This window comes from Nonomuraea sp. NPDC001684 (assembly GCF_053596515.1).
In genome coordinates this window covers 1-17,830 of the sequence record NZ_JBSFGJ010000010.1, presented here as the reverse complement: position 1 = coordinate 17,830, position 17,830 = coordinate 1, and the positions used below count along the sequence as shown (strand labels likewise).

Below are 17,830 nucleotides of genomic sequence, written 5' to 3'. Positions count from 1 at the left end.
TTACGTCCATGCAGTTCAAGCAGCATGTGAGTATCCGTGGAGGACTCCTGTTACGGGGTTCTCCTACCCGTCCTCGTGATCAGTGCTTCGAGGGCGGCTCGGCCCTCTTCGGCGCGATGTGGGATCAGCAGGAGGGTATGGGCCCGTTCCAGCCGGGCGTCGATGCCCTCCCACTGGGCGACCGAGGCCGTCAGCGCGTCCGGGTCCGCGTGGAGCCTGCCGCCGGCGCGAGCCAGGCATGCCGAGGCCCAGTGGTTCTCACCGGCTGTCAGGAGCGCGGCCGCGAGCCGGTCCGGGGCATCAGGCAGCCCGGCGACGACGGCCAGCTCGGCTCCCGCCGCCTGCGCGTACGCCGCGTAACGTCCCATCGAGAACGTGCCGAAGGCCCTCTCCACCAGGGCGGCCGCGTCGCTCAGGTCACCGGACTGCAGCGCGGCACGGGCATCGACGAACGCGCCGAAGGAAGTCAGCCGGGCATGCCCGGCCTGCGCGTGGTCGACCACCACGCCGGCCCTGTGACGCCAGAGCCGGAAACGGACCCGGTCGTCGAGAAGCCCGTGGGCGAGCGCCACGGCCGACACGGAAGGCAGCAGCCATCCGGCCGGGGGCCGGCCGGCTCGTTCCCAGCCCGCCCACATCCGTTCGCCGTAGCGCAGGGCCGCGCCGAGGTCCCCGGTGAGGACGAGCGCGGGGATCAGCCTGCTGGCCGAAATGTAGGGGTGGTCCCCGACGAGGTCGTCGGCCATCATGATCCGACCGGCGGTGATCGCCGCGGGCAGATCTCCCGCGACGATCGCGTCGGTGCAGGCCACGTGCAGGGTGTCCACGATCTCGATGGCCGAACGCGGGTCGTCGCGGTCCATCACGGACAGCAGTGCCAGCCGCTCCTCGGTGTGCCGCCGGGCTTCGCGATGCCGGCCGGCCCGTACGGCGGCGGTCGTCACCGCGTCGAGTCCCGCGCTGATGAGCACGGCGTCGCCCGTCGTCCGTGCGACGGCGAGCGCGCGGGCGGCCAGGGCCGGGTCCGGGTCGAAGGCGCCCGGCCGCTCGGTCCAGGCTGCCGCCGCGGCGATTGCCGCCGCCACGATCGGGTCGCCGGGGTCTCCGGCCTCGGCGGCTTCCGCGAGATGACGGCGAAGCCGCTCGCCGGGAATGCCTTCGGGGAAGGAGGCGAGAAACCTCGCTGCCGTCTCCACCGCACGGGCCAGGGCGATTGCGCGGCCGTTCTCGTCGCCCGCGGCGTGGGCCTGCGCCGCCGAGGCGAGCAGCAGGTCGAACACGTATTGCCCGGAGATGTTGTCCAGGGAGCAGTCGGCCGCGTTCCGCAGGTCCTTGGCCGCTTCGGCGGGGCCGGGCGCTCGTTCGGCTGCCTGCCGGTAGTGGCTTTGGGCCTCGGCCAGGAACCGGCGGGCGAAGGTGAGCTGCCCCAGCGAGCGGGCCAGGCCGTGCGCAGCCTCGCCCGGTCCAGGCGGTGCGGCGGCCAGCGCCGCCCGCAGATCGTCTGCGACCTCGTCGAACTCCCGCCGCCAGACCTCGGCGCCGTCCTTCTCGCTGTCATCGACCGGCGCCGCCGCCCCGGCGTCGTGCTGTCTGGCGGCGATCAGCCGCTCCTGCATCGCCGTCGCGGTACCGGCGGCCCACAGCAGATGGAGTTCCCGAGCCGCGTCGTACTCGCCGGCGCCTCGTAACAAGTCCTCGGCGAAGGCTCTGACGGTCTGCAGGAGCCGCCATCGGCTCGCCGTCCCCTGGGTGCGTACGACGAGACTCTTGTCGACGAGCCGCCCCAGCACATGGCTCACGGCGCCGGGTGGGCGGCCGGCGGTGAGCGCCGTCGCGGCGGCCAGGTCGAAGCCGCCGCAGAACATCGACAGCCGCCGGAACAGCGCCTGCTCTTCCTCGTCCAGCAGGTCGTGACTCCATTCGAGCACCGCGCGCAGGGACCGATGCCGCCGGTCGGCGGCCCGTCCTCCGGTGAGCAGCCTCAGCGTGTCGTCGAGCGCGACGAGCAGTCCGGCAAGCCCCAGAGAGGCGCTGCGGGCCGCGGCGAGCTCGATGGCCAGGGGAATGCCGTCGAGGCGGGCGCAGATCTCCGTCAGCAGGGCCGGGTCGGCGTCGAACTCCGGATCGGCCGCGGTGGCCCGGTCGAGGAAGAGCGCCTCCGCGTCGGAGTCCAGGGGCAGCGGGCCGATCGGCACGGTACGTTCGCCGGGCACGCCGAGGCGCTCGCGGCTCGTCACGAGGATCCGGGTGCCCGGGCAGGCTGCCAGCATTCGCTCCGCGAAACCGGCAGCGGCGTCCAGCACGTGCTCGCAGTTGTCGAGGACGAGCAGCGCCCGACCGCGGCGGAGCCGTTCGATGACGGCGTCCTCCAACGGCTGCTGGGCGCGCTCACCGACCCCGAGCACCTTGGCCGCCGCCTGCGTGACGAACCCGTCCCGTACGGGAACCAGATCCACGAATGTCCCGCCGGCCGGGTACGAGGAGCAGATCTCTGCCGCGAGGCGGCTCTTGCCCGCGCCGCCGGGACCCAGCAGGGTGACCAGCCGGGAGGCGCCGAACGCCGCCAGGACCGCCTCGTGTTCCCGTTCGCGCCCGACGAACGAGGTCATCGGGGCGGGAACCCCGGGTTGCGGCGTGTCAGGGATGTCGCGGTCCACACCGGCCTGCACCGCCTGCTGCGCCAGCTCCTGCCGGTCGGCCACGCCGTACTTGCGCAGCAGCGAGGCGACGTGGCTCTCGACCGTGCGGACGGAGATGCGCAACCTGTTCGCGATCTGCGCGTTCGACAGCCGCGCCGCCACCGCCGCCAGCACCTCGGCCTCGCGCTGGGACACCTTTGCGATCATCCGGACATCATCACGTACGTATGGACGTCACGGACGTCTCAGTGGCGAATCAGTGGAGTCCACGGATGTCGAACAGCTGCCACGTGAAGCATTCTGATCATGCAAGCGACGAACACGAACACGAGGGAAACGACATGGACAAGGTCATCTCGCAGGACGGCACCACGATCGCCTACGACCGGATCGGGCAGGGCCCGGCGATGATCCTCATCGGCGCCGGCCCCACCGACCGATCCGCCAACGCGCCCCTGGCCGAGCTGCTGGCCAAGGACCTGACCGTCTACAACTACGACCGGCGCGGCCGCGGCGACAGCGGTGACACCGCCCCCTACGCGGTGGACCGCGAATACGAGGACATCGAGGCGCTCATCACCGCGGCGGGCGGGTCGGCGCACCTGTACGGCACCTCCGGCGGTGGCATCATCGCCCTGGAGGCCGCCGCCCGCGGGCTCGCCGTCGACAGGCTGGCGGTGTGGGAGGTTCCCTACATCCTGCCCGGCACCCGTACGCCGGTGCCGGCCGACTACCGCGAGCAGCTCGTGGCGCTGCTGGCCGAGGGCCGCCGGGGCGACATGTGCGAGCTGTTCCTCACCGCCGCGGTCGGCATCCCGGCCGAGTTCGTGGCCCCGATGCGCGACTTCCCGGGCTGGCCGGCGATGGAGGCCGTGGCCCACACGCTCATCTACGACGCCACCATCACCGGCGACTTCTCCCTGCCCGCCGATCGGCTGACCGGCGTCACGGCCCCCACGCTGGTGATCGACGGCGAGACGATCCCGTGGATCAGCAGCACGGCGCAGGCCGTGGCCGATCTGCTGCCGGACGTCCGGCGGGCCACGCTCACCGGGCAGCCTCACAACGTGGCCCCCGAGGCCATCGCCCCCGCGCTCGCCGCGTTCTTCACCGAGGCCACAGCGTGAGCACCATCGTCTCGCAGCTGTTCGTATCGCTGGACGGTGTCGTGGAAGCCCCCGAGCAGTGGCACTTCCCCTACTACGACGAGGAGATGGCCGCGGCCGTCTCCGGCCAGCTCGACGAAGCCGACATCCTCCTGCTCGGACGCAGGACCTACGAGGTGTTCGCCGCCTCGTGGCCCGGCAGAGGCGGCGAGGTGCCGTTCGCCGACCGGATCAACTCGATGCCCAAGCTGGTGGCCTCGACCACGCTGACCTCCCCGGCCTGGCAGAACACCACCGTCATCCCCGGCCCGGTCTCCGGCGAACTCGCCGCCCTCAAACAGGGGCCGGACCGGCACATCACCATCAGCGGCAGCCTGACCCTGGTGCGATCGCTGCTACGCGACAACCTGCTCGACGAACTGCACCTCCTCATCCACCCGGTCGTCCTCGGCCGTGGGGAGCGGCTCTTCGCCGACGGCGGTCCGACCCCGCTGCGACTGGTCCACTCGGCCACCTTCGCCACCGGCGTCCTGCACCTGATCTACCACCCTGGCCCCTGACAAGGCGGGGGCAGAAACTCGGTGGATTGACACGGATTTCGAGGCGTCCGCTGCGCGGCCGCGGAGGCGCCGCTCAGTGGTCGCGTCTCACTGATCGCTGTCCCCGCAAGTGAATACCCATCCGGCGGCGTCGAGCCCGCTCAAGTGCCGGCGTTGCCGGTGACGGCGCAGGAGCGGATCGCCTCGGCGTCCGAGGCGATCGTGCGCCGGCTCCGTCTGGCGCAGCGCTCGAAGCGCCCATCCAAAAGGATGGAGCGTCCACGATGCCTCCAACCTGCAAGGATTGATATCCGGCGCCCGCACCTCCATCTCCGCCTGACCGGAACAACCACGAGATCGATCAATGCGGTGATATGAATGGGTGGGCGATGAGCGAGCGAACGTTCGAAGTCCGACTGTGCGGGCGACCGGCCCGTTCGGGCAGCTCGTGCAAACAACGCGTCTACGGATCCGACGTGGCGTGCGGTACTCACATCACCGACCATGAACGGGCCCTGTCCGAGGCGTACCAGCGCGGCCGACGGGAGGGGCACTCCGGCGGGCATGACAGCGCGCTCGACGGCCCGGCAGGAGATCGAGCGACTTCAGCGGCGTGTCGCCGAACTGGAGCAGCATCTCGACGACGCCCAGCGCTACTACGAGATCAACGGCGACCAGGTCGTCGAGGTCGGCAAGTACGCCTATCGGTGGCGTGGACAGCCACCCCTCACGGTCGGCGAACGAGTGTTGCTTCCCGAGAACTGGGTCAGCCAGATGACTGAAGGCCGAGGGACGTTCGTCGGCGAGGTGACCAGGCTCGGCACTACTTACCGCGGCCACCTGTCAACCATCGTCGGCAGAGCAAGAACCGACCAGAGCTGACCCATATCAGCGATCGGCCGCCGTTCCGGTGTTCCGTGCTCGCCACGTGCTCTTCGGTCAGCGACACGCGTAGACATCGGGCGACAGGCCTGGGTATTTTCCGGGCGGCATAACGCGGCAGAGCGACACAATCGAATACGCCAAGATTGCTCGCGACATAAAAACTCGCGACTTTTAATCCGTAGGTTCCGGGTTCGAGCCCCGGGCGCCCTACCAGCTCGAACACCTCACCTTGATCATGTCGGGCGAGGTTGTACAGCCATCTTTTACAGCCAAGAGGGCCGGGATCCCGCTGATGGGAGTCCGGCCCTCGGTCATCTGACGGTCATCCGAAGAGTTGTTCGGCGGCCTGTACGCGCCTGTGCTTGCGGAGCGCGGCAAGGGTCGGATCCGGAACGGGAACGGTACGCCTGGAGCGGTCGGTCTTGGGATCGACGAGTTGAAGGCTTCCGTCCGCCCGCTGGAGGCTCTGCCGTACGGTGTGGTGCCCGTTGCCGAAATCGATGTCGGTCCGGCGGGCGAACGCGTTCCTGATCAGTGCGTGGATCTGCTTGGCTGTGGCTGCCTTGAGGCCCGAGTCCGCCTTGGCCTCGATGAGCCGACGTACGTCGGTCCGTGAGAGGTTGTCGAGCTTCTTCTTGCCGAGGACGGGCTTGATGTGGTCGGCGATGAGTTGCCGGTAGCCGCGGAGCGTACACGCCGGAGGCGTTCCACTCGGCCAGGCGTCGCCAGCACGTCATGCCCGAGCCAAAGCTGAGCTCTTGGGGCAGGTGCTCCAGGCGATCCCGGTGCGCAACACGAACAGGATGCCCTGCAGTGCCAGCCTGTCATCCAGCCGCTTACGCCCTGATGCCGAACCGCCGCTGACGCTGCGGCAGAAGCGGTTCGATCACCCACAGCTCATCGCTGACCTCCCACGGCTTCAGCTTGGCCCCCGGCGCCCTCTCCTCGGCTCCAGCAAGAGATCACGGCACAACAGAAATCGTTCTGTTAGGCGCTCTTAGCCGGTGGCGAATGACGAGTGACCAACTCACCAATCGGCTCCATGTGCCAGTCAGAGACGTAGATGCCTACTTGAATCCGCCGATCGGCGCCGATCTCGTAGACCTTCGGGGGAACCGCCTTGCGTCGATGCCCTTTCGCGTCAATCGGCTCCACAATGCCAACGCTGAAGGTCATCACGTCGACTGGATACAGGCCACCAATGCGTTTGGGCTGCGCGTCGACGAAATCGGCCCAGTTCACGGTGACCCTGTAGGCATCGCGCTGAGCGATCATCCTGTCCTCGGTGACAGTCAGGGTTCGTCGCCGAACCCTCACCACCACCAAAGCCAGGTAAGTAACGCTCAGCACCACAGCAACCACGGCAATCAACCCCGCGGGCTGGCCAAGAGCGATAGCTAGGAGGCAATAAGCAAGAGCGAACACTACGGCACTGATGCCACCAGAGAAGAAGGCGATCGACCAACGTGGACGATATGTGATCTGCACGAACAAACCGTATCGCCGAACGGCCACATTCGGTTCCATTGCCTCAGGCAAGGTCGTTCCAGCTCCGGGATGGTCGCCAAAGGCAAGACCGATGCCACCCTTACGATCGCCTGATGTCGGTTGGTCGCCATGCAGGGCCGGGGGCGATCGACGCTCTGGGGCTTCGTTCCTCAGCCCCAGCCCACGGGCACCAGGGTTGCACTTCAGGTTGCAATACTGGGTCGTTCAGAGCCGTTCAGGGGTCGCATGTCGGGGGCAATCTCATCGCCGCAGCGCTGGCGCGCGCGGAACAGGCCATTGGCGTCCATTTCTCGTGTGTGGCAGAGGCGGGATGTGTCGCTATCTCGGAATGGCGGGCCATGGCGATTTGGGCCTGTGCCGACGGGCTGCTTCTGCGGGCGTTGGGGCGTCCGTAGAAGCAGCCCGGGGTGGTCGGTGGCGGGGAGGGCGTTGAGGCGCGGGCGCTTCTTGGGGACTTCGAGCGTCTCGGCGGAGGCCTTCTCGCGGCTCCAGCCCTTCTTGATCAGATGCTGGCAGGCGGCCTTCCTGTCACTTGGTTCCCCAGCCGGGCGAGTGGCACGCCGGGCCGTTCGGGCCGGTGTTGCACGACTGGCCTTCGGTGGCCTGGGCCGGCAGGGACATTGCCCCCATGAAGGCCGCGGCCAGCAACGCGGCGGTGAGTGCGGGACGAAGACGGGTCACATGGACTCCTGCGGCGAGGTCGCGGCGTACGCGAGGTGCGGTCCTGCATCTGCGGCGGCCACCGGATGCCCCGATGATCTCCGGTGCCGTACTGCCGATTGTGGGACGGGGCGAGCGATCCGCACTCCTCCCGGAGAGTGATCCTCCGCGGCCACCGGGAGGACCCGTCTCCGGCCGGAGGGAGGAGGGCGGCCGCCGCCACCGCAGGCCCAGGCCCGGTACGGGCCATTGTCCGGGCGTCGGGCCATTGTCCGGACGCCGGTAAAGAAGGCGGGCTTCAGGGACGAATGCCCGGCTTTGTACGGCACGGCGGACGTTACTCAGACACCCCGTGACACTTTTGTTAACAGAAGGTAAACGATCCGGACACCCCTAATCGGGTAAAAAAGGGTGTCGTATGATGCCTTGCGGTATTAGGCGGGTGAAAGGTGCTTCTGTGGCGGACGCGTTCGAGGCGGAGGTCAGTGCGCTCGCGGGCGAGATCAACCAGCAGGTGGCCCGCGTGCGCGAAGCGTTCGGAGAGCTCTCCGCCCTGGAGCACACGGCACGGTCGGCGGACGGGATGGTGACCGTGACCGTCGGCCGCCACGGTCAGCTGCGCGGCGTCGAGCTGAACCCCCGGGCCTATCGCACCCTGTCCCCCACCCAACTGGCCGACGCCATCATGCAGCAGGCCAACGCGGCCACCGCCGCGGTCTCCGAGCAGAGCAGGCAGCTGCTGGACCCCCTCATGCCGGACGGCCTGCCCTTCGAGGACGTCTTCGGGGAGCGGGCCACGCTCGACGCGTTCTTCCCCGGCCCCGTGGAGCCGGCCCCGTGAGCGGCTACTACGTGCAGCGGGAGGCGCTGCACCGGGAGGCCAGGACGTACGAGCTGTTCGCGGGGAACGTCGAGCAGGTGCGCGCCGACCTCCGCGCGGCCTTCAACCGGGACCGGAACACGCTCGGCGACGACGAGTACGGCGCGGAGCTGGCCAAGAAGCTGCCCGAGATGGAACGCGGCATCTTCGACGCCCTGACGGCGTTCATCGACGAGCTTGAGAACGTCGCCTTGGGGCTCAACGCCAGCGCCCGTAACTACAAGACGGCGGAGCCCCCTCCCGCCGTCACGTGGACCTGATCGTCCATGGGGTTCAACGGGTTCCTGGTGCCCGACTTCGCCAAGCCGTACGTCGGCTGGGTGGTCGGCATGGACTGGCCGGAGGGTGACGAGACCGGCTGCTTCCGGCTGGCCGACGCGTGCGTGATCGCCGCGCACCGGATCGTCGAGGGCACCCGCGCCGACCTGCCGGGCGGCGCGCGCAGGATCGGCAAGGACTGGGACGGGGAGGCTCACCTCGCCTTCGCCGCCCACGTCGACAAGGTGGCGGGCGGTCAGGTCGCCCTCGCGGTCAAGCGGCTCGTGGACGCCGCGGTGGCGCTCAACGGCGTGGGCGTGCAGATCCAGTACGCCAAGTACATGATCGAGGTCACCGTCTGGCTGCTGATCATGCAGCTGGGGTATCTGCTGGCCGCGGCCCTGGCCACCGGCGGGGCGAGTCTGGCGCTCATTCCACCGCGGTTGCAGCTCGCCCGGCTGACGGTCGGGCAGATCGCCCGGCAGTGCCGGCGCAACATCCTGCTGTTCGCCGGAATCGTGGCCGGCATGGACCTGGGCATCCAGGGCACCCAGATGCTGCAGGGCCGCAGGGACGACATCGATGTCCGGCAGCTCGTGATCTCGGCGGTGAGCGGCGGCGTCATGGGCGGGCTCATGGGGGTGGCCTCGGGCGGGCTGAGCCGTCTGGCCACGCCCACGCTGCGGGCCGGGCTGACCAGGGCCGAGATGTCCACGGCCGAGAAGCTGCTGGCGGCGGCGCACTCGTCGTTGTACGGCCAGGCCGCGCAGTTCGCCGTGGCCGGCGGCATCACGACGGCCGGCTCCATGCTGGCCCAGGGCAACTTCAGCTGGGACCTGCTGGCCAAGGGCATCACGTCCAGCGCGCTCGGCGCGGACGGCCAGCACCTGGCCTCGCCGCTGCCGCACGGCGCCGACGGCCCGTCCGCGCCCCACTCGTCCTCTTCGTCCGGACATCCGCTGTCCGGACCGGACGGCGGGAACGGGCACGGGCCCAAGAGCGGCGCCGACACGCTCCTGGCGGCGGTGAACCACAACCAGCGGACCATCGAGTCCCCCGCCTGGCACAGCCCCGACCTGCCGTCGGAGGTGCTCCAGGGTCTGACGTCCCAGCTGGCGTCCGCCGACCCGGGGCTGCCGAAGCCGGAGATCCATCCGCCTCGCGTCGTCGAGATGGGAGCCCTGGGCGAGACGGCCGTGCACGACGTCAGGGTGCCGGTGGACCCGAGGGCGGCGGCGCACGCCATGACCGCCGGGATCACGGGGATCGTCCCGCGGGAACGAGCCGTGATCCGCCTCTGGCTGGCGGAGGCGCTCGCCAGCAGCGACCGCGAGGTCTGGACCAACCACCTCCAAAGGGGCGTGGCGCTCGGCGTCGGCGACAAGGTGATCTACCTCAAGCTCCGGCCGAACGAGTTCACGCACCTGGAACAGCCGAGTCTGCCCCCGGAGAAGCCGGTCGCCTTCGGCGGGGACGGCGTGGAGGGCAAGTCCTCGCGGGGCTCCTCGCTGGATCGGACCGCGGGGCTGATGAAGGGGCTCTACCACTCACCGGACGAGGCCGAGGCGAACGCCCTGCCCCGGTCGGGCGTCACCAGCACGGCCCGGACGACCCACACGAACGGCGTGGAGGTCATCAGCGGGCACAAGGCCATCTCCCCCGCCCACGACTACTTCGCCGCGGACATCGTCCTCGACGTCTACCGCGACGGCGAGCGGGTCACGCAGACCGCGGCGGTGCCTGACCTCTCGCTGACCATCCCCTTCCCCAAGCAGTTCACCCGGGAAGGGCCGCTGCTGAGCACCGACCACCCGTCGCCGCTCCCCCGCCACGAGGTGCCGGAGGGGGCGGGGCACAAGTTCCGCGACCACGGGATCGCCATCACCGGGCTGGACGTCACGCCTCTCGTGCTGGAGGTGCAGCGCCGGGGGCTGGCGGCGGGGCTGCCCGCGGGCGAGGTGGTCAAGATCACTGACCATCTCACCTCGACGCTGCTCAGCGAGCAGGGGATGAAGAACCGCAGCCAGTCGATGTTGTCGAGCGGGGTCTCCTCCGAGGCGATCCGGTACAAGACGTCGCTGCTGCGGTCGGAGGAGGACTCCGTCCGGATCAGCGGCGAGATCACGCGGGTCGAGCCGATCGACGGAAGCGGGCGCGCGCCGGTCGAGACGATGTTCCGGGACGACCTGGGGCGGCGCGAGAGCGAGGGCACCTCGCACCGGCAGGGCGCGAGCGTCGGCGTCCACGCGGGCGGCAAGATCGGGTTGCCGCTGGGCGAGCACGCGGAGGTCGTCGCGCGGGCCGTCGGCGGGGTCGGCTACGGGACGGACCACGTCACCTCCACCAACCGGGCGCACGGCAACCACACCGTCCTGACCAGGCTCGGCGACGTCACCATGTACGACGCCCGGATGCGGCTGCAGGTCGAGACCGAGACGCTCGGCGCCTTCGAGGTGGAGGTGAACGCCGAGCTGATCGTCCCGACGCGCGACGCGTCCCGGATGGAGCAGGACGTCTTCGGGCACGATCTGCGTCCGCTGGGCGAGTTCAACGACATCCAGCGCAAGCTCGCCGACCTCCACCGGGAGATCGACGACGTGGGGACGGAGTTCGCGCTGACCGAACCGGTCGGCGAGTACCCGGCCAGGGGCGAGCACCCCAACCGCGGCTACGACCCGCACGTCCTGGAGCCGGAGACGCTCGCCGCCGGTCGGGGCACGGGGCTCGGCAGCGGCGTCCGGGTCCATGGGGAGACGCTGCTCAGCGCGGAGCTCCGCCAGGCCGTCGACCAGGCGCTGCCCGACCTCCCGCCGGAGATCAGACGGCAGGTCGTGCGGGACCTGGAGAGCCGCTTCGGCGCCGTGGCGCTGGAGGCCGACCTGACGCACGCCCTCCACGGCATCAGGTATGACAGGACGATCGGCGGCTACACGATCGAGATCCTGGCCGAGGGCACGCTGGGCCGGCGGCACGAGGTCGGCGCGTCCGACCTGACGGTCAACGAACGCCGCATCACCTCGCGCACCGACACCAGCCAGCGGGAGAGCTCCCGCACGGGCCGTGCGGAGGTGCGCGGGGTCGCGCGTCTCGACGTGACGGAACGGCTCAAGATCGACCCGGTCAACCTGTCGCTCACCGGGAGCGGCACGAAGTCGGAGAGCACCGGCTTCTCCTCGGGTCACACGAGGTACGACCGCACGGAGACCAGCGGCGGCTTCACGATCACGCGGGATCTGTCCTTCGACGTCAGGATGAGGATCTCGCGGGACGGCACGGAGACGCTGAACACCTCGTGGGAGGTGCACGGCAGCAGGGCGGAGATCCTGGTGCCGGACGTCCACCTGCCGCAGCGGCCGGTGCTCGCGCAGGACGTCGCGCAGCTGGGACGGGTCGAGTCGACCACCGAGCGGCCCGCCGACCTGTGGCGGCCCGGCGCCGACGAGTTGTCGGCCATCGTCCGGATGGGGGCCATGCCCGACCTTCCCTCGACGCTGGCCGAGGCATACAACCGGTGGGCGGGACTGCCGGCGGCCGCGGAGCGGCTGGACGTGCCGCCGGTGTTCGAGACCGCCACCGACGTGATCAACCTGGAGACCATGATCACGTCTCACCCCGACGGCCTGCACTACACCGTGTCCGACCGGGCGGGAACGCGGCACGACCTGCACGTCAAGGCCCACGTGGCCGAGGTGCGGCACGTCAAGTCGGAGAGCGGGGTGGAGCACGAGAGCTACTCCAGCAGCAACTCCAGGGCGCTGGACGGCGAACGCGGCAGGCGCGCGGTCGGCGGCCACGCCAGGACCGGCCTGCGCGTCACCCTGAGCGACGGCGAGGGCGCGGGGGCCGCGCACGGAGCCGGGGAAGCCGGCGGGACCGAGCGCAAGGTCGTGGCGCGAGCGGGGGTGCACGGCGCCGCCAAGCGCAGTGCCGTGGAGAGCTCCTACCTGGGCAGCAGCGACGTCTCGCGGGTCACCTACTCCGACGGCAGCACCTCCCACTGGTACCGCGCGGACCTGGTCCTGGAGGTCACCCCCAGCAGGACCAGCGGAGGCACGGTCGAGCAGGGCCCGACCACGTACGTCCGGGTGGAGGACATCGTCGACCTCGTGCTGCCCGACGAGGTGGCCCGCCGGCACGGGCTCGACGGCCCGCAGGCCGTGGAGCCCGTCAGGCCGGCCGGGGACACGACGCGGGCCTACGCGGCGCCCGAGGCGGCGTTGAACACCGCCTACGTCCAGCACCTCGACGCGGAGGGCGTGCTGCCGCAGATCGTGGAGCTGCTGCGCCGCGACGGCCTGCTCCTCCCCGGGCAGGAGCTCACGAACCACCCGGTGGCCGAGCACCTGCGCGGCAACTTCGGCCAGGACGCGCTCGGCACCAAACTGGGCGAACTGCGCGGGAACGGCGTGTCCTCCTGGTTGTTCGTCACCGACGAGAACGGCCGGGTCACCGAACGCGTGGGCATCCGGGTCACGGCCGAGGTCGGCGACGGCGTACACGTCGGTGAGCGTCCTGACACCGGCCTCATGCTGCGCAACGAGCGCCTGAGCGGCGACCTGAGCGTGCGCGAGGCGGGGACGGACCGTGGCGCGGAGGCGATCGCCCGTTACATGGAGTCCTCCGACGGCGAGCTCAGAGGAGGCGAGGCGGGGTTCGCGAACTCCCGCGACTCCCACACCGTGGACGGGGAGGGGACGATCGCGAAGGCGATCAACCGCTACCAGACGCGCGAGGCCCCGCAGGAGTTCAGGCATCCTGTCCGGTACGAGATCACGCTCGAACACGTCCCGGTCCGCCCGCTCCTGGAGCCCGTGCAGAACGTGGCCCGCAACGTGCTGCTCAAGGTGGGCGAGATGACCGGGCACGACGGCGCCGGAAGGCTGTTCGACCGGCACGCCGGGGTCACCGAGACGTCCCGGGCGGTCGTGGACGGCGAGGTCGGCGTCCTGGTGCCGGGCCATCTCACCACGGAGGTGCCGCAGGGCACGCCGGTCGCGGGGCGCACGCCGGTCACCGCGGCGGATCCGCGCTGGGCGGACGCGACGGGGCCGAACCGCATGTCCGCCACCCTGGGCGACGGCGTGCCCAGGGGGGACGTCAGCCAGGTCGCGTTCCCGGCCGCCTCGCTGGTCGAGGAATGGGCGCCGCTGAGCGCGGTGCCGCCGAGGCTGCGGGGCGAGGTCCCGTCCCTGGCCGACCGGCCCGACGGGTTCGAGCTCTCCCGCCCGGCCGGCATGTCACTCGCCGAGGCCACCAAGGAACGGACCATGCGCGCCCACCTGGACCAGTTGCTCGCGCACGAGTACGAGATCCCGGGGATCGGCAGGGTGGGCATCGACGTCACCGGAGCCCGCGAGATCACCACCGCGCTGGTCAAGCAGCGTGTCTACGCCCAGACCATGAGCACGGTGGGGCACGGCCAGGAGCAGGGCCGGGGCGTGGCGGCCCGCGCGGGCGGCTCCGCCGGGGCGCAGGACGGGGGCCTCGGCTTCGGCGGCGTCGGCGGCAGCGTGAAGACGGCGGACGAGGCCGCGTCGCGGAACGCCAACATCGTCGAACGCAACTTCCTGGAGGAGCAGCACGACAACACCTACCTTGAGCTGGATGTCTCCCTGGTGTTCTACGGCAAGGACAAGCCCCTGACGGTGGACGTCGCCGGCGGCCTTCATCTCCGGCTCACCGCCGACGGACTCGCCGCCTTCGAGGCCGCACACCCCGGCGTGATCGTCCGCTGACCCCCTTCTTCCGCGCGGCGAGTTCGTCAGAGGGGTGGGTGGGCCACGGATTCCAGGGTTTGGATGATTTCTTCGGCGAACAGCAGGGCGGCGGGGCCGGGGCCGTGTTTCTCGCGGCGGACGAGCGACAGGATGTTGTTGCTGAAGGCGCGGTCGCGCACCGGGCGGAAGGCGAGGGTTCCGTTGTGGTGGTCCTCGGCCATGTCGAACCGGCTGAGAAAGGCGATGGCCTCCCCCGCGGCGGCCAGGCGTTTCATCGTCTCGATCGAATTGGTGTGGAAGGCGGGCTCGACCTTCAGGCCGGCCTCGGCGAAGGTGTCGGCGATGATGCCGTGGATCACCATCGAGCGGTCGGCGAAGATGAGCGGGTAGGCCGCGCACTGGGCCAGGGGGATGGATTCCAGGCGGGCCAGCGGGTGGGCGGGGGCGATGACCGCGCCGAGCCGGGTGTCCATCTGCCAGCACAGCTGGAGCTGCGGCGAGGACGGGACGTTGAATCCGAGGCCCAGGTCGGCCTCGCTGTCGGCCACCGCGCGGAGGATCTCGTGGGTGGACAGGGCGCGGATGGAGATGCGCACCTCGGGGTGGCGGGCGTGGAAGTTCACGGTGGCGGTGGAGACGATGCTGCTGGCCAGGCCGGTCATCGTGGCGATCACCACCTCGCCGCTCGGCAGTGACTGCAGGTCGCGGATCTCGGTCACGGCCTCGCGGTACTCCTGGAGGGTCCGGCGCACGTGGGCGAGGAGGACCTCGCCCGCCGGGGTGGGCCGCATGCCGCGCGGCAGGCGTTCGAACAGGGGCTCGCCGAGCTCTTCCTCAAGGAGCAGGATCTGCCGGTTGATGGCCGACGGGGCGACGTGGAGCCTGGCGCCGGCGGCCCGGATGGAGCCGTACCGCGCGACCTCGTCGATGTAGTGCAGCACGCGTGAGTGGAGCATGGGGGCCTCCCTGGGCTGGACCGTGCGCAAAAAGAGTACAGTCCGTGCGAAAACGGCTGCTTGTCAGCAACGGTGCTGTGCCATTTCATAGCCACAGCGCGTACGAGCGACACGGCCACGGCGGCCCTGTGCTGAAACTCCGCGACCGGCTGCCGGCATCCCGGAGCCGCGTCCTCGGGTCTCGTTCCGCGAGCGGAATCCAACAGCCCAGCAATGAAGCGAGGAAATCATGCTCCAGAAGGAGAAGACGAGCCAGGCCGGTGGGGCGGACCGGGTCTCGGTCCACTACGACCACGTGCGGGCGGTCTTCGACATCCTGAGCGGGGAGAGGGAGGCAGATCTGCTGCTGCGCAACCTCAGCGTGCTGGATGTGCACAGCGAGAGCGTCTTCCAGGGTTCGATCCTCGTCTACAACGAGCGGATCATCGCGTTGAACCCGGACGAGTCGATCGTGCGGGTCCGCGAGGTGTTCGACGGCCAGGGCCTTTACGCGATCCCGGGGCTGATCGACGCGCACCTGCACTTCGACGCCCAGCTGGCCCACCCGGCGGCGTTCGGGGAGGCGATCGTCCCGAGCGGAACGACCACCATCTTCGCCGAGACCCTGGACTTCGCCAGCGCGGCCGGCGACGAGGCGGTCGAGGCCGCCGCGGCGTTGTTCAAGGACTACGAGAAGCTGCCCTACCGGATCTACGCCTTCGCGCCGGGCAAGAAGACGTCGGTCGAGGTCACCGACGCCATGCTGAAGATGGACCCGGTGATCGGGCTGGGCGAGCTCGCCCACCTGTCCTACATGACGGGCAACGAGGACGATTTCCGCAAGTCCGCCCTGGGCCGCGCCAACGGCGGCTTCGTGAACAGCCACTGGGGCGTGACGGCGCTGCCCGACATGCTGCTGAACTACATGCCCGCGATCGGCGCGCACAACAACCACGATGTCTGGAACGAGGACGACATCGAGAAGAGCATCCGGTACGGCTTCCAGACCCAGATCAAGTTCGGCGTCGGCAGCCCCGAGGTGATCAAAACCATGCTGCGCGCCATCGTCAAGCGCCGCTGGCCGGCCGAGAACTTCCAGATGTGCGCCGACAACATCTCGGTCGACCGGGTGCTGACCAAGGGGCACATCGACTGGGTGATCTCCCTGGCCGTCGAGATGGGCCTGAACCCGATCCAGGCGATCAAGATGGGCACGCTGTACTCCGCGCGCTCCTTCGGCATGGACCACGACTTCGGCTCCCTCGCCCCGGGCCGCTTCGCCGACATCGTGCTGACCGACAGCCTGTCGAAGATCAACCCGTTGTACGTGTTCAAGGGCGGCGAGCTGGTCGCCAAGGACCGTAAGCTCCTCAAGCCGGTCGATCTGGACTATTCGGTCATGGTGCAGGAGCCCCGGCCCGGCCTCGCCGGCCTGGCTCCCGAACAGCTCGACCTCACGCCCATCGAGATCTCCGACGACGGCAGCCGGGCGAAGGTCCTGCTCTTCGACGTCTACGGCCGCGGCCACCTGAAGTTCTCCCAGGAGGTCTGGGTGCCGTTCGCGGACGGCGCCGTCGTGCCCGAGGTGGACGGTGTCAGGCTGAACCGCATCTCCGTCGTCCAGCGGTACGCGGACGGCACCCGGCACGTCGTCAACGGGCTGTTCAAGGGGGTCTCGATCGACCGGGGCGCCGTGTCGACGTTCTGGCCCGCGCCCTTCGCCTACTTCGTGGTGGTCGGCAGCGACAGCGCCGAGATGTGCGACAACCTCAGGCAGCTCGACGCCTTCGTCGGCGGCTGCCTCGTCACCGAGGACGGGCAGGTGCGGGCCGCGCTGCCGCTCGACATCTACGGCGTGATGGCGGACATGAGCCTGGCCGAGCTGGTGGACGCGACCCGGTCGATCGACGCCGCCCTGGAGAAGCTGGGCAACCACAACGAGGGCGAGCCGGTCGTCAACAAGCTCCTGACCCTGTTCATCTCACTCGACCGCTTCGGGTTCATGGTCTGAGCCGTGCTCTGAGAAGCGGACATCGCGTCGTCCGGCAGGCTCCGGCCGGAACAGCTAACAGCCAAGGAGGCAACTGTGCTACAGCATGAAAAAGAGGCCGGAGTCGTCGACACCGGAAGTCTGGTGCGGCGTTGGATCACCTACGGCGCCGGCATCTACCTGCTGACCCTGGGGGTCAGCCTGGCCATCAGGGCGGGGATCGGCATCTCGCCGCAGAGCAGCCTCACCCGGACGATGACCCTGGTCTTCCCCTCGATCAGCCAGGGGACCTTCAACTTCGCCCTTGAGCTGCTGATGTTGCTGCTGACCTATCTCGTCCTGCCGAAGGACTTCAAGCTCAGGAACTTCCTGGCGTTGATCCCGGCCCTGGTGCTGGCCACGTTCCTCGATCTGAACCTGATGCTGACGAGCTGGATCGCGCTGGACGCCTACGCCGCCAAGTTCGTCCTCCTGGTGGTCGCGGACGCGACGCTGGCGTTCGGCCTGTTCCTGATGATCCGGGCCAACCTGGTGCTCATGCCGGTCGACATGTTCGTCAACACGGTCTTCAAGCGGACCGGCTTCAAATGGGGCAACCTCAAGACCGGCTTCGACTGCACCGGCGAGGTGCCGTACGTCTCGAAGTACACGGGAAAGACGGTGTTCGACGCCTCCGGCACGTCCGTCCCGGCTCCGTACGGTTCGTTCAACC

13 protein-coding genes and 1 pseudogene are annotated in these 17,830 nt (G+C 69.5%); 8 read left to right on the top strand and 6 right to left on the bottom strand.

Annotated elements, in window-relative coordinates:
* Nucleotides 1-50 precede the first annotated feature (50 nt).
* Nucleotides 51-2,846, bottom strand: coding sequence for an ATP-binding protein (locus tag ACWCSD_RS03835; protein WP_449912919.1), 2,796 nt, complete (start codon nucleotides 2,844-2,846; stop codon nucleotides 51-53).
* Between the two features lie 134 nt (nucleotides 2,847-2,980).
* On the opposite strand from ACWCSD_RS03835, the gene ACWCSD_RS03830 reads away from it, so the two are divergent.
* The 3 genes from ACWCSD_RS03830 to ACWCSD_RS03820 all read left to right on the top strand — a co-directional run bounded on the left by ACWCSD_RS03830 (nucleotide 2,981) and on the right by ACWCSD_RS03820 (nucleotide 5,166).
* Nucleotides 2,981-3,766: an alpha/beta fold hydrolase gene (locus tag ACWCSD_RS03830; protein WP_449912917.1), complete on the top strand. Its 786-nt coding sequence runs from the start codon at nucleotides 2,981-2,983 to the stop codon at nucleotides 3,764-3,766.
* Nucleotides 3,763-4,305, top strand: a complete 543-nt coding sequence (locus ACWCSD_RS03825) for a dihydrofolate reductase family protein (RefSeq protein ID WP_352360931.1) — start codon at nucleotides 3,763-3,765, stop codon at nucleotides 4,303-4,305. The genes ACWCSD_RS03830 and ACWCSD_RS03825 overlap by 4 nt, the downstream gene beginning before the upstream one ends.
* Before the next feature lie 543 nt (nucleotides 4,306-4,848).
* Nucleotides 4,849-5,166: a hypothetical protein gene (locus ACWCSD_RS03820; protein ID WP_397155783.1), complete on the top strand. Its 318-nt coding sequence runs from the start codon at nucleotides 4,849-4,851 to the stop codon at nucleotides 5,164-5,166.
* A gap of 325 nt (nucleotides 5,167-5,491) precedes the next feature.
* Here the strand turns inward: ACWCSD_RS03820 and ACWCSD_RS03815 are convergent, their stop codons facing one another.
* The 4 genes and pseudogenes from ACWCSD_RS03815 to ACWCSD_RS03800 form a co-directional block, all read right to left on the bottom strand.
* Entirely contained in the window at nucleotides 5,492-5,824 is a 333-nt protein-coding gene (locus ACWCSD_RS03815) for a hypothetical protein (protein ID WP_449912983.1), read from the bottom strand.
* Between the two features lie 34 nt (nucleotides 5,825-5,858).
* Nucleotides 5,859-6,092 (bottom strand): annotated as a pseudogene (locus tag ACWCSD_RS03810) (transposase); the annotation flags it as partial.
* 64 nt (nucleotides 6,093-6,156) lie between these two features.
* Nucleotides 6,157-6,657 (bottom strand): hypothetical protein, encoded by a 501-nt coding sequence (locus ACWCSD_RS03805; RefSeq protein WP_449912914.1) that lies wholly within the window; start codon nucleotides 6,655-6,657, stop codon nucleotides 6,157-6,159.
* Nucleotides 6,658-7,206: 549 nt separating this feature from the next.
* Nucleotides 7,207-7,359, bottom strand: a complete 153-nt coding sequence (locus ACWCSD_RS03800) for a hypothetical protein (protein ID WP_352360905.1) — start codon at nucleotides 7,357-7,359, stop codon at nucleotides 7,207-7,209.
* A 436-nt stretch (nucleotides 7,360-7,795) separates the two neighbouring features.
* Between ACWCSD_RS03800 and ACWCSD_RS03795 the strand changes: the two genes are divergently transcribed.
* Genes ACWCSD_RS03795 through ACWCSD_RS03785 form a run of 3 tightly spaced genes read left to right on the top strand, consistent with a single transcriptional unit; the run spans nucleotide 7,796 to nucleotide 14,211 of the window.
* The gene (locus ACWCSD_RS03795) at nucleotides 7,796-8,179 is read left to right on the top strand and encodes a YbaB/EbfC family nucleoid-associated protein (protein ID WP_397155779.1); all 384 of its coding nucleotides are present in this window, start codon (nucleotides 7,796-7,798) and stop codon (nucleotides 8,177-8,179) included.
* Nucleotides 8,176-8,478, top strand: a complete 303-nt coding sequence (locus tag ACWCSD_RS03790) for a hypothetical protein (protein ID WP_397155777.1) — start codon at nucleotides 8,176-8,178, stop codon at nucleotides 8,476-8,478. The genes ACWCSD_RS03795 and ACWCSD_RS03790 overlap by 4 nt, the downstream gene beginning before the upstream one ends.
* 6 nt (nucleotides 8,479-8,484) lie before the next feature.
* A complete protein-coding gene (locus ACWCSD_RS03785) occupies nucleotides 8,485-14,211 on the top strand; it encodes a WXG100-like domain-containing protein (protein ID WP_449912909.1) in 5,727 nt (1,908 codons plus the stop codon).
* Between the two features lie 26 nt (nucleotides 14,212-14,237).
* On the opposite strand, the gene ACWCSD_RS03780 is transcribed toward ACWCSD_RS03785, so the two are convergent.
* On the bottom strand, nucleotides 14,238-15,149 hold the full coding sequence (locus tag ACWCSD_RS03780; RefSeq protein WP_352360897.1) for a LysR family transcriptional regulator: 912 nt from the start codon (nucleotides 15,147-15,149) through the stop codon (nucleotides 14,238-14,240).
* A gap of 229 nt (nucleotides 15,150-15,378) precedes the next feature.
* Here ACWCSD_RS03780 and ACWCSD_RS03775 point away from each other — a divergent pair, with 229 nt between their 5' ends.
* On the top strand, nucleotides 15,379-17,139 hold the full coding sequence (locus ACWCSD_RS03775; RefSeq protein ID WP_449912905.1) for an adenine deaminase C-terminal domain-containing protein: 1,761 nt from the start codon (nucleotides 15,379-15,381) through the stop codon (nucleotides 17,137-17,139).
* 75 nt (nucleotides 17,140-17,214) lie between these two features.
* Nucleotides 17,215-17,830, top strand: a 616-nt coding sequence (locus ACWCSD_RS03770; protein ID WP_449912903.1) for a YczE/YyaS/YitT family protein, incomplete at its 3' end; no start/stop codon positions are given.

What these genes read in the sequence shown, in the direction of transcription:
- ACWCSD_RS03835 (WP_449912919.1), bottom strand. Translation starts at nt 2,846, where the DNA reads ATGATCGCAAAGGTGTCCCAGCGCGAGGCCGAGGTGCTGGCGGCGGTG.
- ACWCSD_RS03830 (WP_449912917.1), top strand. Translation starts at nt 2,981, where the DNA reads ATGGACAAGGTCATCTCGCAGGACGGCACCACGATCGCCTACGACCGG.
- ACWCSD_RS03820 (WP_397155783.1), top strand. Translation starts at nt 4,849, where the DNA reads ATGACAGCGCGCTCGACGGCCCGGCAGGAGATCGAGCGACTTCAGCGG.
- ACWCSD_RS03785 (WP_449912909.1), top strand. Translation starts at nt 8,485, where the DNA reads ATGGGGTTCAACGGGTTCCTGGTGCCCGACTTCGCCAAGCCGTACGTC.
- ACWCSD_RS03780 (WP_352360897.1), bottom strand. Translation starts at nt 15,149, where the DNA reads ATGCTCCACTCACGCGTGCTGCACTACATCGACGAGGTCGCGCGGTAC.
- ACWCSD_RS03775 (WP_449912905.1), top strand. Translation starts at nt 15,379, where the DNA reads ATGCTCCAGAAGGAGAAGACGAGCCAGGCCGGTGGGGCGGACCGGGTC.